General features: G+C 64.9%; 11 protein-coding genes. 8 read left to right on the forward strand and 3 right to left on the reverse strand.

Annotation, left to right across the window (positions count from 1 at the left end; all coding sequences use genetic code 11):
• Positions 1–9: 9 nt before the first annotated feature.
• Together WQQ_RS02405 and WQQ_RS02410 are read left to right on the forward strand one after the other, a co-directional pair.
• A complete protein-coding gene (locus WQQ_RS02405) occupies positions 10–1,239 on the forward strand; it encodes a YeaH/YhbH family protein (RefSeq protein WP_007183458.1) in 1,230 nt (409 codons plus the stop codon).
• Positions 1,239–2,753 carry a SpoVR family protein gene (locus tag WQQ_RS02410; RefSeq protein WP_007183459.1) on the forward strand — a complete coding sequence of 505 codons (1,515 nt, stop codon included), beginning with the start codon at positions 1,239–1,241 and terminating at the stop codon, positions 2,751–2,753. Before WQQ_RS02405 ends, WQQ_RS02410 begins: the two co-directional genes overlap by 1 nt.
• 71 nt (positions 2,754–2,824) lie before the next feature.
• On the opposite strand, the gene cysS is transcribed toward WQQ_RS02410, so the two are convergent.
• Complete coding sequence (gene cysS, locus WQQ_RS02415) at positions 2,825–4,198, reverse strand: cysteine--tRNA ligase (protein ID WP_007183460.1); 1,374 nt, start codon at positions 4,196–4,198, stop codon at positions 2,825–2,827.
• Between the two features lie 191 nt (positions 4,199–4,389).
• Between cysS and WQQ_RS24150 the strand changes: the two genes are divergently transcribed.
• On the forward strand, positions 4,390–4,557 hold the full coding sequence (locus WQQ_RS24150) for a hypothetical protein (protein ID WP_007183461.1): 168 nt from the start codon (positions 4,390–4,392) through the stop codon (positions 4,555–4,557).
• A 94-nt stretch (positions 4,558–4,651) separates the two neighbouring features.
• Here the strand turns inward: WQQ_RS24150 and ilvD are convergent, their stop codons facing one another.
• Positions 4,652–6,331, reverse strand: a complete 1,680-nt coding sequence (gene ilvD, locus WQQ_RS02420; protein ID WP_007183462.1) for a dihydroxy-acid dehydratase — start codon at positions 6,329–6,331, stop codon at positions 4,652–4,654.
• A 200-nt stretch (positions 6,332–6,531) separates the two neighbouring features.
• Positions 6,532–7,155, reverse strand: coding sequence for a phosphoadenosine phosphosulfate reductase domain-containing protein (locus WQQ_RS02425; protein WP_007183463.1), 624 nt, complete (start codon positions 7,153–7,155; stop codon positions 6,532–6,534).
• Positions 7,156–7,326: 171 nt separating this feature from the next.
• On the opposite strand from WQQ_RS02425, the gene WQQ_RS02430 reads away from it, so the two are divergent.
• The 5 genes from WQQ_RS02430 (at position 7,327) to WQQ_RS02450 (ending at position 12,752) form a co-directional block, all read left to right on the forward strand.
• Complete coding sequence (locus WQQ_RS02430; RefSeq protein ID WP_083844384.1) at positions 7,327–8,868, forward strand: GAF domain-containing protein; 1,542 nt, start codon at positions 7,327–7,329, stop codon at positions 8,866–8,868.
• A complete protein-coding gene (locus tag WQQ_RS02435; RefSeq protein ID WP_040452846.1) occupies positions 8,865–9,554 on the forward strand; it encodes a TVP38/TMEM64 family protein in 690 nt (229 codons plus the stop codon). Before WQQ_RS02430 ends, WQQ_RS02435 begins: the two co-directional genes overlap by 4 nt.
• Positions 9,551–10,264 (forward strand): hypothetical protein, encoded by a 714-nt coding sequence (locus WQQ_RS02440; protein WP_007183466.1) that lies wholly within the window; start codon positions 9,551–9,553, stop codon positions 10,262–10,264. Before WQQ_RS02435 ends, WQQ_RS02440 begins: the two co-directional genes overlap by 4 nt.
• Positions 10,265–10,388: 124 nt before the next feature.
• Positions 10,389–11,249 carry a UDP-2,3-diacylglucosamine diphosphatase gene (locus WQQ_RS02445; RefSeq protein WP_007183467.1) on the forward strand — a complete coding sequence of 287 codons (861 nt, stop codon included), beginning with the start codon at positions 10,389–10,391 and terminating at the stop codon, positions 11,247–11,249.
• A gap of 156 nt (positions 11,250–11,405) precedes the next feature.
• Complete coding sequence (locus WQQ_RS02450; protein WP_007183468.1) at positions 11,406–12,752, forward strand: serine hydrolase; 1,347 nt, start codon at positions 11,406–11,408, stop codon at positions 12,750–12,752.
• Positions 12,753–13,094 lie beyond the last annotated feature (342 nt).

Raw genomic sequence — 13,094 nt, forward strand, 5'->3', positions numbered from 1 at the left:
GAGATCTCAATGTCGATCGTCATCGATCGTCGTCTGAATGATCGAAACAAAAGTGCTGTAAACCGCGAACGCTTCCTGCGTCGTTACAAGGAGCAGATTCGCAAGTCGGTGAGCGACATGGTGTCCAAGCGCTTGATCACCGACATGGATCGCGGTGGGGATGTTCAAATCCCCACCCGCGACATTTCCGAGCCGACCTTCCACCACGGACAGGGCGGCGATCGCGAGATGATCCTGCCTGGCAACAAGCAGTTCTCGCCGGGCGACAAGCTCAAGCGCCCGGACGGTGGCGGGGGCGGCAGCGGAAACGGCTCGGGTGGTGATGGCCAGAGCGAGAACAGCGAGGACGAATTCACCTTCACGCTGTCGCGCGAAGAATTCATGAACCTGTTCTTCGACGATCTGGAGCTGCCACACCTGATCCGCAACGTCGTCGGTGACGTGCGCGAGTTCAAGATGCAGCGCGCGGGCTACACGCCGTCCGGCGTGCCCGCGAACCTTTCGGTGACGCGCTCGCTGCGTCAGGCGCTCGCACGGCGCATCGCGCTCGAATCCCCGCTCAAGAAGCAGCTCGCCGAACTCAAGGCGCGTGAAGTGCCGCCCGACGATGAGATCGCCGAGCTGCAGAAGCGCATCGACCGCGTTCCGTTTCTCGACGAATTCGATCTGCGCTATCGCCATCGCGTGAAGGTGCCGCAGCCGATTTCGCGCGCGGTGATGTTCTGCCTGATGGACGTTTCGGCCTCGATGACCGAAGACAAGAAGGATCTCGCCAAGCGCTTCTACACGCTGCTGTACCTGTTCCTGTCACGCAAGTACGAGAAGGTGGAACTCGTCTTCATCCGCCACACCGACAACGCGCAGGAAGTGGACGAGAACGCCTTCTTCCACGATCGCCAGAGCGGCGGCACGGTGGTGCTGTCGGCGCTCAAGCTCATGCAGGAGATCATGACGGCGCGTTACCCGTCGGACGCCTGGAACATCTACGGCGCCCAGGTCTCGGATGGTGACGCTTTCGGCGCCGACCCCGAAAAGAGCCGTGCCTGCCTGACCGAGCAGTTGCTGCCGCACTCGCGCTACTTCGCCTACATCGAAGTGCCGGACGATCCGATGCGCACGAGTCCGCTGTCTTACGCCTATCAGCGCATCGACAGCGACAAGTTCGCGATGTCGAGCGTCACCCATCGCGGCGAGGTGTATCCGGTGCTTCGCGAGCTGTTCAAGAAAGAGGCCGCCTGATGAACGCACTCGAAGCGGGGCCGCTGTCGACGGGCGCGGAGTGGACGTTCGAACTCATCGAGCGTTACGACCGGGCCATTGGTGATATCGCGCTCAACGAATACAAGCTCGATATCTTTCCGAACCAGATCGAGGTGATCGCCTCCGAACAGATGCTCGATGCCTATGCTTCGGTGGGCCTGCCGATTGGCTACCCGCACTGGAGCTACGGTAAGGAGTTCATCCGCAACGAGCAGATGTATCGCAAGGGCCAGCGCGGTCTCGCCTACGAGATCGTGATCAACAGCAACCCTTGCATTGCCTACTTGATGGAAGAGAACAGCCTGCCGATGCAGGCGCTGGTGATCGCGCACGCCTGCTACGGTCACAACTCCTTCTTCAAGGGAAATTACCTGTTCAAGCAGTGGACCAACGCCGACGCGATCATCGATTACATGGTGTTCGCGCGGAACTACGTGATGAAGTGCGAAGATCGCTACGGCCACGCGGCCGTCGAAGAGATCCTCGACTCCTGTCACGCACTGCAAAGCCACGGCGTCGATCGTTATCGCCACCCTGCTCCGTTGTCGGCGGATGAAGAGCGCCTGCGTCAGCGTGAGCGCGAGGACTACGCCTGGAAGCAGTACGACGACATCTGGCGTACGCTGCCGAGCCGCGGCAGCCACGACGAAAGCAAGAATGCCGCTGCGGGAAACTATCCACCGGAGCCGCAGGAAAACCTGCTCTACTTCGTAGAGAAGCACGCACCGAAGCTGGAACCGTGGCAGCGCGAACTCGTGCGCATCGTGCGCAAGATGGCGCAGTACTTCTATCCTCAAGGCATGACCAAGGTCATGAACGAAGGCTGGGCCACGTTCTGGCACTACACCTTGCTCAATCGCCTCTACGACAAGGGTCTCGTCGACGACGGCTTCATGCTCGAAGTGCTGTCTTCGCATACCAACGTCGTCGCGCAGCGCGGCTTCGACCAGCGCGGCTATGGCGGCATCAATCCCTATGCGCTGGGCTTCGCGATGATGACGGACATCCGCCGTATCTGCGAAAACCCGACGCCCGAAGATCACGAGTGGTTCCCCGACATCGCGGGCGGTGATTGGCTCAAGGTGCTCGACTTCGCGATGCGCAATTACAAGGACGAATCCTTCATCGGACAGTTCCTGTCGCCGCGCCTGATTCGCGATTTCCATCTGTTCGCGATCGCCGATCACGCGCAGGACGAACATCTGGTCGTCGATTCGATTCACAACGAGCAAGGCTATCGCCGCGTTCGTCAGCTGCTCTCGCAGCAGTACAACCGCGATGGCCAGGTGCCCGACATCCAGGTGGTGCGCTACGACCATCGCGGCGATCGGTCGCTCACGATCCAGCATCGTCGCCATCGCGGCCGCCCGCTCGGCGAGGAATCCGGCGAAGTGCTCAAGCATCTGGCCCGTCTCTGGGGCTTCACGGTGCGCCTGCATACGGTTGACGAGAAGGGCAAGCTGCTCGAACAGCGCGAGACCCGCGGCACGTAAGTCACAGCCGCAGGCACCAACGAAAAAGCCGGCTCAGCGCCGGCTTTTTTGTTTCGAGGTGAGGCCTTAGCTCAGGTGCGACGCCAGCGCGTACCCTGCGCGCCGTCTTCGATCAGCACACCCTGTTCCGCGAGTTCATTGCGAATGCGATCGGATTCGGAAAAGTTCTTCGCCTTGCGCGCTGCCGCGCGGTCGGCGATGAGCTGCTCGATGCGCTCGGCCGAAAGCTCCGATTCCGACGTCGCCGCCGAGAACCAGTCCTGCGGCGATTGCTGCAGCAGGCCGAGCAACGAGCCGGCGTCGAGCAGCTGCGCCTTGAGCCTGGCCTTCTCGTCCGCGCTCTCGGCCTTGTTGGCCGCACGCACGAGCTCGAACAGCTCGGCCAGCGCCATCGGCGTGTTGAGATCGTCCTCGAGCGCATCGATGAAGCCCTGCGGCGCGGTCACGCCGGCGGCGGGTTCGATATCGCCGAGATCGCGTAGCGCGCCGTAGACACGGTCGAGTTTCTTGCGCGCATCGGCGGCGACGTCGTCGGTCCAGTCGAGCGGCTGACGATAGTGGCCGGTCAGCAGCACCAGGCGAATGACTTCGCCCGGCAGCGTTTCGAGCAGCTGGCGCACGAGCAGCACGTTGCCGAGCGACTTGCTCATCTTCTCGTGATTCACGTTCACGAAGCCGTTGTGCAGCCAGAAGCGCGCGTAGACCGCTCCGCCGTGCGCGCAGGTGCTCTGCGCGATCTCGTTCTCGTGGTGCGGGAAGATCAGGTCGTGCCCGCCGCCGTGGATGTCGATGGTCTCACCGAGCACCGCTTCGGACATCGCCGAGCATTCGATATGCCAGCCCGGGCGCCCACGCCCCCAGGGCGAATCCCAGCCCGGCTGGTCGGCCGAGGACGGTTTCCAGAGCACGAAGTCGCCTGCGTGCTTCTTGTACGGAGCCACTTCAACTCGGGCGCCCGCCATCAGCGACTGCTCGTCGCGCTTGGACAGGGCGCCGTAGCCTGCATAACTCAGCGTATGGAACAACACGTGGCCTTCGGCGGCGTAGGCGTGGTTCGACGCGATCAGACGCTCGATCATCGAAATGATCTGCGGCAGATGCTCGGTCACGCGCGGCTCGTAGGTGGTCGGCTCCACGCCGAGCGAAACCAGGTCCTCGTGATAGGCGGCCGCGTAGCGATCGGTGATCGCGCGGATGTCGACGCCTTCCTTGGCCGCAGCGGCGTTGATCTTGTCATCGATGTCGGTGATGTTGCGGGCGTAGTCGACCCGCCCGAAACGCCGGCGCAGCACGCGCGCGAGCGTGTCGAATACCACCGGCGGACGGTAATTGCCGATGTGCGCATACGAGTAGACGGTGGGGCCACAGACGTACATCGTGACGCGATCCGGATGCTGGGGGACGAAACTTTCCTTCTGTCCGGTCAGGGTGTTGTGCAGTTGCATGGAGACAGCGCCGTGGAACGTCGTGGATGGCCGCCAGAATAGCCGCCGGGACCAACATCCCGGTAACCGACAGCGGTGGTGCTTGGATTGCGCGGGTTCAGCCCTTGGGATATATAGTGTCCCATAAGAATTTTGGATGCAGTCCAGAGGTAAGGCGCATGACGCCCGGCCCTAGGACGAGGAGGAGGAAAATGGATCAGGTGATCAAACGTCGCTGCTGCAATTCGTTTGCTCTCGCGCTCGCGCTGGTCTGGTGTGTCCTGGTGGCTTACAAGGCTGTCGACTATGTCCAGACCACCAGCGCCGATGCCCCGGAATCCGGGCATGCGGTTGCATCGATCAGCTCGTTCTATCCCTGAGCCCCCTCCGGGCTGATCTTCCACATCCCGGGCCGCACGGCCGCCTGTCCCGTTCTCCAAAGCGGCCGACATCGTCGGCCGCCTTTTGTTGTGCTCAGTCCGTGACGGCACCGGTATCTGCGCCGCTGACCAGGCGCGCGAACTTGCCGAGCACGCCGCTGGTGTAGCGCGGAGCCGGCTGCACCCAGGCGGCGCGGCGGCGGGCCAGTTCCTCGTCCGAGACGTTGAGCTGGATCAGCTGCTGGTGCGCATCGATGGTGATGGAGTCGCCCTCCTCGACGAGCGCGATCGGGCCACCCGCGAACGCTTCGGGCGCCACGTGACCAACCACCATGCCCCAGGTTCCGCCCGAGAAGCGGCCGTCGGTGATGAAGCCGGTGCTCTCGCCAAGACCCTGGCCGATGATCGCGCCGGTCGGCGCGAGCATTTCGGGCATGCCGGGGCCGCCCTGCGGGCCGATGTAGCGGATCACGATGATGTCGCCGGCGACGATCTTCTTGGCCATGATCGACTCCATCGCCTCGGCCTCGGAATTGAACACGCGGGCCGGGCCGGTGATGCTCGGGTTCTTGAGCCCGGTGATCTTGGCCACCGAGCCGTTCGGAGCGAGGTTGCCCTTGAGGATCGCGAGGTGGCCCTGGGCGTACAGCGGCTTGTCGAACGGACGGATCACGTCCTGGTCGGCGCGCGGGGCGTCCGGCACGTTGGCGAGCTCTTCGGCCATGGTCTTGCCCGTGATGGTCAGGCAATCGCCGTGCAGCAGCCCGTTGACGAGCAGCATCTTGAGCACCTGCGGCACGCCGCCGGCACGGTGGAAGTCGACCGCCACGTACTGGCCCGAAGGCTTCAGGTTGCAGAGCACCGGCACCTTGCGGCGCACGCGCTCGAAATCGTCGAGCGTCCATTCCACGCCGGCCGCGTGGGCGATGGCGAGGAAGTGCAGCGTCGCGTTGGTCGAGCCGCCGGTCGCCATCACCAGGGCGATCGCGTTTTCGATGCTCTGCCGCGTGATGATGTCGCGCGGCTTGATGTTGCGACGGATCGCGTTGACGAGCACCGCGGCGGACTGGGCCACACTATCGGCCTTTTCGGGGTCCGGGTTGGCCATCTGCGAACTGCCGAGCAGGCTCATGCCCAGGGCTTCGAAGGCGCTCGACATGGTGTTGGCGGTGTACATGCCGCCGCAGGCGCCGAAGCTCGGGCAGGCGTTCTTTTCGATGCCGACGAAGTCCTCTTCGGACATCTTGCCGGCCGCGAACGAGCCGACCGCCTCGAACGACGACACGATGGTCAGATCCTGGCCTTTCCACTTGCCCGGTTTGATGGTGCCGCCGTAGCAGAACAGACCCGGCACATTCATGCGGGCAAGCGCGATCATCACGCCCGGCATGTTCTTGTCGCAGCCGCCGATGGCGAGCACGCCATCGAGGAACTGGCTCTGGGTCGCGGTTTCGATCGAGTCGGCAATGACTTCGCGCGAGACCAGCGAGAACTTCATGCCCTCGGTGCCCATCGAGATGCCGTCGGTGACGGTGGGAAAGCCGAAGCTCTGCGGCATCGCGCCGGCGGCCTTGAGCGCCTCGCCGGCGCGATGCGCGAGCGGATCGAGGCCGGCGTTGCAAGGGTTCATCGTCGAGTGGCCGTTGGCGACGCCGACGATGGGCTTCTCCCAGTCTCCATCCTTGAAGCCGACCGCGCGCAGCATGGCGCGATTGGGGCTGCGGGCGACGCCCGCCGTGATGGTCTGGGAGCGTTTGTTGAGCGGCTCGGTCATGGAGCGATCCTGGCTGGCGCGGTGGGAGGCTGAAAGATGGCGAAAAAAACGGCGCCGGATGATACACCAGCGCCTCGCTCCCTCTCCCTCCGGGAGAGGGCCGGGTGAGGGATTCCCAGGCCCGACCAAGGCCGGATAGGCCCGGCAAGTCCCTCATCCGCCCCTCGGGCACCTTCTCCCGAAGGGAAAAGGAATCGGCCTCAATGCGCCAGATGCAGCCCGCACTCGCGATGCTCGTCGACCTTGGTCGGGTCGAAATAGTCGAAGTTGTTCGGCAGGCTGTGAGCCTTGAGGTATTCGTGCAGCTGCTTGGCGGTCCAGCCGAGTAGCGGGGCCACCTTGACGATGCCGTCCGGGTTCAGCGACACCGGCTCCATGCGGGCGCGCTCGGCGGTTTCTTCGGCACGAATTCCAGTGAGCCAGACCTTCGGCGAAAGCGCCGTCAGCGCGCGCTCGAACGGCTCGATCTTGACCTCGCGCGAAAACGCCTCGTGGCGCGGATCGTCGATGCCGGGCACCGGGCCTTCGACCGCCTCGCGGTGCGCCCGCGAGCGCCAGGGATGCACGATCTGCAGGTTCAGCGCGAGCTTGCGCGAGATCTCCTCGACGTAGCGATAGGTTTCCGGCGTGTTGTAGCCGGTATCCATCCATAGCACCGGCACGTCGGGCCGGGCCTGGGTGACGAGATGCAGCAGTACGCCCGAAAAAGGCCCGAAGCTCGTCGTCACCACCGCATTCGGATCGAGAGCCAGCGCCCACCCGACCAGCGCCTGAGGCTGTCCCCCGAGGCGGCGGTTGACGTCTTGGAGGGTTGCAGCGTCCATCGTGTCGATCCCTGTCGTTCGAATGAGTCGGAGACGGACCTGCCGCCCGAATCAGAAGCGGCAGGGTCAGGCCATAATGGGGACGATGCATTGCGGCACAAGCCTCGATCGCTTCAGAAGTCGCCTGCCCCCACCCTCACAAGATCCGCGCCGAGCCGAGCTTCCCGCCTGATGCGCCACTGGCTTCCCCCCTTATCGATCATGGCCGCGCTGCTGACCGTGGTGTGGTCGCTCGCCGGCTGGCGCCAGCACACCCAGGCGGCGGCCGAGCGCACCGTCACCGACGACGCGGTCGCCGCCGAAGCCGTGCAATACCTCGCGGCGACGCTCGCCAATGCCATCGCCGACCTGCGCTTTCTGGCCACCAGCAACGAAGTGCGCGAGCTGCTCGCCGACCCGCATGAGCCGCAGCTGGCCACCACCGCGACCGAGTTCATCTCGATACTCCGGCAGAAGCCGCTCTATCGCCGACTGCGCATCTTCGATTCCCAGGGCATGGAGCTGCTGCGGATCGAGCGTCACGGCCGCAGCCTCGATCGCTCGCCGCAATCCGGGCTCGAATCCAAGGCCAGGCGCGATTTCTTCGAAGAAGCGCAAAAACTCGAGCCGGGCTCGGTCTACGTCTCGCGCTTCGACCTCGACGTACAGGGCGGCCAGATCGTGCAACCGCCGACGCCGATGCTGCGCCTGTCGACCCCGGTGCGGCTCGAAGGCCGCTCGGCGATGGTGATCACGCTCAATCTGGACGGCGATCAGCTCATCGAGGCGATGCACCGCATCCTCGACAAGCGCGGTCGCCAGGGCACGCTGATCGACGACCAGGGCTACTGGCTTTATCACCCGAACCCGGCGATGCGCTGGGGCGGCCAGATCGGCACCGAAGAGAAGCTCGCGCGTCGCGACCCCGAACTCTGGCAGCGCATGCAGGCCTCGGCCGGCAATGCCGGGGTGCGCCAAAACACCTACTTTCATCCGCTGCTGCCCCTGCGCGGCGTCGCCGACCTGCGCGGAGCGCTCGTCGACCTCGGCTGGTGGATCACGCTCGATCACCACGACGAGGTCTCGGCCTGGTATCACATCCTGCTGACGCCGCCGTTCTGGGCCTCGCAGCTGTTGCTGCTGATCGCGGCGTTCTTCGTTCTGCGGCTGCAACGCGAGGCGGCCGAGCGCCGGAGCCAGGCGGAGAACGAGAGCGCCGCATTTGCCCGCGCCGAGCGCGAACTGCGCGAGGTTCGCGGGCAGGTCTACGAGCTGAGCCTGCGCATGCAATCGGCCAAGGACCTCGAAAGCTTCACCGAGCTCACGCTGTCCGAACTTGCGCCCGTGCTCGGCGCGGCGCTCGGCGCGTTTTACTGCATCGAGGACGGCTGGCTGCAGCCGATCGGCAGCTACGGACTCGCCAAGGAACTCATGCTGCGCCAGTTCCGGCTTGGCGACAGCCTGCTCGGCGAAGCCCTGCGCCAGCATCGCGGCATCGAGCTCGCCGAGCTGCCGCCGAATTACCTGATGGTTCGCACCGGCACCGGCCGCTCGGCCCCGCCGCATCTGCTGATCCTGCCGCTGTGGGTCAAGGACGAGAATCTCGGCGCCATCGAATTCGCATTGAACACGCCGCCGAGCGAGCAGCAACGGCTCATGCTGCGCCAAGCCCTGCCGCTGATTTCTCTGCATCTGGCGAACTATCAGCACCGTCGCAAAGTCGGTTCGACATGACGCTTCCCAAACGCGCACTGATGCTGGCGCTGGCCATCGCGGCGGTTGCCGCTTTCTTCGCGCTCGATCTGCATCACGTGCTGAGCTTCGAGACGATCAAGGCGCGGCAGGCCGAGTTCGTCGCCTTCGGCGAGCATCACCCGGCGCTGACCGTGCTCGGCTTTCTGCTCGCCTACGCGCTGAGCGGAACGCTGCCGCTGCCGGGCGCGGTGATCATCACCGTGCTCGCGGGCGCGCTGTTCGGAACCGGCGGCGGCTTTCTGGTGGCCTCGGCGACCGGCGCCATCGGCGCGACCTTCGGCTTCGCGCTGTCGCGCTACTGGCTGCGCGGCTGGCTTTCCAGGCGCTATGCCACGCAGGTGCGGCGCATCGACGAAGGCCTGGCGCGCGACGGTGCGCTGTACCTGTTCACGCTGCGTTTGCTACCGGTGCTGCCATTCTTCCTGATCAATCTCTCGTTCGGAGTCTCGGCAATGCGGATGCGCAGCTTCTGGCTCATCAGCCAGCTCGGCATGGCGCCCGGTGCCTTCGTGTTCGCCAACGCGGGCAGCCAGCTTTCGCGGCTCGACAGCCTGCACGGCGTTCTGTCTCCGGCCCTGCTCGGCAGCTTCGCGCTGCTCGCGGTGTTTCCGTGGATCGCCCGCGCCCTCGTGCGCATGGTCCGCCGCCATCGGAGCGTTTCATGAGCTTGTCGTCGCTACGCCGTTTCGCTTTCGCCGCCGTGTGCTTGATCCCCCTGCCCGCCTGGGCCGCAGGTGGATCGGCAGTCCTGCAGACCCACGATCCGGACGGCAACGAGATCGTCGTGCAGCTGGAATTTTCCGATCCGCAGCATCTGCGGCTGTCGAGCCAGGCCTACCCGCAGGCCTATCTGCTGATGCTCGGCCAGAACAGCTACAACGTCATGCAGTTCGGCAACTTTCCGCTGGTGATCGACACCGACGACATGATCGCGCAGATGGGCCAGGGCCAGATGCCGCCCACGCCCGCGCCGACCGACGACATTCGCGAGCTGATCGCGCTGACGCCAACCGGCGAGAAGGAAACCGTCGCCGGCGTCGCGGGCGAGCGCTACAGGCTGCGCTATGTCGACGGCGCCCAGCAACAGCGCGAAGAAGTCGTCGTCGCTTCGCGCGATGCGCTGTTGCACAACTTGAGCCTGTCGCTCTACCAACTCGGCACGCGCATGGCGAAGTCGGCCGGCATCCAGCCACCGGCCGGCAGCGAGCGCCTGGCGCGCGAGCTCGACAGCAAGGGGCTCGGCCTGCTGCGCTTCGGCGACCGGCTGCGCGTGCTCAAGGTCGATCGCACCGCGCCCGCGGCGGCCCGCTTCGAACTGCCCGCCCCTCCGGGCGAAGGCAGTCTGCCGAGCTTGCCGGGCTTCGGGCTGGAGTAGGCAAACTGATTCGTAGCCTCGCTCGGCCGCGAGGCCGGCGCTGTCACAAAATCGCCACGTCTTTGTCATCTTGAGGTTGCGGCCGCTGCGGATACTGCGCACGACCACCATCAGGAGAAGGGCGATGGCCAAAGACCAGAATCGCGCTCGCCGCTACCGCACGCTGTGGATCTCGGACGTTCACCTCGGCACGCCCGGCTGCAAGGCCGAGCATCTGGTCGAGTTCCTCAAGCACAACGATTGCGACACGCTGTATCTGGTCGGCGACATCGTCGACGGCTGGAAGCTCAAGAACGGCTGGTTCTGGCCGCAGGAGCACACCAACGTCATCCGCAAGGTGCTGACCAAGGCCAAGCGCGGAACCAAGGTCATTTACGTGACCGGCAATCACGACGAGTTCCTGCGCAAGTTCGTCGACTACCGCATCGAGATCGGCAACATCCGCGTCGTCAACGAGCACATTCACCGCACCGCCGACGGGCGCCAGCTGCTCGTCACGCACGGCGACCTGTTCGACGTGATCACGCGCTACCACCGCTGGATCGCGCTCGCGGGCGACTTCGCCTACGAGGCGACGATGCGCACCAATTACTGGTTCAACCGCGGCCGCGCGCTGCTCGGCATGCGCTACTGGTCGCTGTCGGCCTTCGCCAAGAAGAGCGTCAAGAACGCGGTGGCGATCATCAGCGAATACGAAGACAGCGTTGCGCGCGAGTGCAAGCGCCGCGGCCTGGACGGCGTGATCTGCGGGCACATCCACCACGCCGAGATTCGTGAGCTGCACGGCGTGACGTACCACAACTGCGGCGACTGGGTGGAGAGCTGCACCGCGCTCGGCGAAACACCGGACGGGCGCATCGAGATCATCCGCTGGGTCGAGCTCGATCACTTGAACCAGAGCCCGGCGCAGGCCAGCCCGCGCGTCACGCCGATCCGCGCGGCCAGGAAGGCCAAGCCCGTGGAGCCGCGCCGGGCCGCCGGCTGAGCCGAGCCCCGGTGAGCCGAATTCCGACAGATCGTGCCTTCGATACGGAAACCGCCGCGGGATAAAGCCCCCTTAAGCTGAACGCAAGGCGAACCCACCTAGGGTCGCCCTTTCAGCGCCCGGCATCCGGTCGAGGCGCCCTCAAGGACTCGACTCATGGCGTTGCGCCTCGAAGCTGCACGGATGCGGCTGCTGCTCTCCTGTACCTTGCTGGTCGGTGCCTGCTCCAACGGCGGCAGCTACGACGAAAGCCTCGACGCCCCGACCGATGTGTTCGCCAACCCCGCCGTCACCGCAGCCGATGTCGGCTGGACCGCGGTGGAGGGCGCCGCCCGCTACCGCATCACCGCGCGCGCGAGCGGCCAACCCGACGTGCAGAGCGAACAGCCTGCAACCGCCACCGGCGTCCGCCTGAGCGGCCTGGCCGCCGATACCGACTACCGGGTCACCGTCGTGGCAGTCGACGAGGCCGGCGATGCTTCGCCCCAATCCGATGAAGCCACCGTGCATGTTCCGCGGTTGCTCAACACCGTGCAGGAAACCACCCGGTTCAACTCGGCAGCCTCGTACTCCGAATCGCATGATGGAGAGGCGGTACTGGTGCTGCGCGACGGACAAGTAGTGTTCCAGCGCTACGCGAACCGCTTCAATCGCAACAACGCGCACGTGCTCGCGAGCGGCAGCAAGAGCTTCTCGTGCGCCTTCATGCTGGCGGCCGAGCAGGATGGTTTGGTGCGCCGTAACCAGCGCGTCGCCGACCGGCTCACCGAATGGCAGGGCGACCCCAACAAATCGCGCATCACCGTGCTCGATCTGCTGAGCCTGCAAAGCGGGCTGTCGACCAACCCGAACTACAATCCCGCGCAGGTCTCGAACCTCGATACCTACGCACTTGCGCTCGAAGACCCGGCCAACTATTCACCGGGCCAGGCCTTCATCTACGACCCGCTGGCGTTCCAGGCGTTTGCGCTGATGTTCGAGCGCGCGAGCAACAATACCGATCCGGTCGCCTACCTGCAGGACAAGGTGTTCGAGCCGATCGGCCTGGCTGGCGATACCTGGCAGCGCGATGCGCAAGGGCATCCGCAAATGGCCGGCGGCGCGACGATGACGGCCAGCGCCTGGGCGCTCTATGGCCAGTTGATGCTGCAGAGCGGCAGCTGGCAAACCCGCCGCGTCCTGCCGGCGAGCGGCGTGCGCGACTGCCTGACGTACCAGAACCCCGCCTACCTCGGCTACGGCATCACCTGGTGGCTCAACCGCCCGGTCGCCGGCACCTATGACCCGAACATCGACCAGATACCCGTCGACGGCGTCGCCGGCAGCGGCGGCAAGATCGCACCGCGTGCGCCCGACGACATGGTGATGGCGGCGGGCGTCGGCCATCAGCGGCTTTACCTGCTGCCGACGCAGCGCCTCGTCGTGGTGCGATTCGCGCCGCTCGCGACTGAGCTCGATGAGTGGTCGGATGATGAGTTCTTGGGGCGGTTGCTGGGGAGTTGAGTCCGCGTAGCCCGGGTGAAACTCGGATCTCGCCCGGGCTACATTCGTTGATATCAACCCTTGGCTACCGACGGAACTGTTCCGGCCTCTCTATCGATTCGCCTGCAATGTCGCGACATTGAGTGGCGCATTCACCCACCTTCAGTTGCGGTCATTACGATCGGCAGGCGGCTGGGAGGCAAGGACATTGGTTAGGACCTCACGTTGTTTGGCGACACCAACGACCGCAACAGCGAAGCCAGAAACCCGGCTGCAAGCGACGAGCACAACGACGAACTCAGGGGCGCTTGCAGAGCCAAGCTGCAATTCGGTTCGCTGCAAGCTTGGAAGATGCGCCACGTC

The organism is Hydrocarboniphaga effusa AP103 (assembly GCF_000271305.1).
In the GTDB taxonomy this organism is placed as follows: Bacteria; Pseudomonadota; Gammaproteobacteria; order Nevskiales; family Nevskiaceae; genus Hydrocarboniphaga; species Hydrocarboniphaga effusa.

Bases quoted from the DNA above. Each gene is read 5' to 3' on its own strand.
- WQQ_RS02405 (WP_007183458.1), top strand. From the start codon at position 10: ATGTCGATCGTCATCGATCGTCGTCTGAATGATCGAAACAAAAGTGCT.
- WQQ_RS02410 (WP_007183459.1), top strand. From the start codon at position 1,239: ATGAACGCACTCGAAGCGGGGCCGCTGTCGACGGGCGCGGAGTGGACG.
- cysS (WP_007183460.1), bottom strand. From the start codon at position 4,198: ATGCAACTGCACAACACCCTGACCGGACAGAAGGAAAGTTTCGTCCCC.
- WQQ_RS24150 (WP_007183461.1), top strand. From the start codon at position 4,390: ATGGATCAGGTGATCAAACGTCGCTGCTGCAATTCGTTTGCTCTCGCG.
- ilvD (WP_007183462.1), bottom strand. From the start codon at position 6,331: ATGACCGAGCCGCTCAACAAACGCTCCCAGACCATCACGGCGGGCGTC.
- WQQ_RS02425 (WP_007183463.1), bottom strand. From the start codon at position 7,155: ATGGACGCTGCAACCCTCCAAGACGTCAACCGCCGCCTCGGGGGACAG.
- WQQ_RS02430 (WP_083844384.1), top strand. From the start codon at position 7,327: ATGCGCCACTGGCTTCCCCCCTTATCGATCATGGCCGCGCTGCTGACC.
- WQQ_RS02435 (WP_040452846.1), top strand. From the start codon at position 8,865: ATGACGCTTCCCAAACGCGCACTGATGCTGGCGCTGGCCATCGCGGCG.
- WQQ_RS02440 (WP_007183466.1), top strand. From the start codon at position 9,551: ATGAGCTTGTCGTCGCTACGCCGTTTCGCTTTCGCCGCCGTGTGCTTG.
- WQQ_RS02445 (WP_007183467.1), top strand. From the start codon at position 10,389: ATGGCCAAAGACCAGAATCGCGCTCGCCGCTACCGCACGCTGTGGATC.
- WQQ_RS02450 (WP_007183468.1), top strand. From the start codon at position 11,406: ATGGCGTTGCGCCTCGAAGCTGCACGGATGCGGCTGCTGCTCTCCTGT.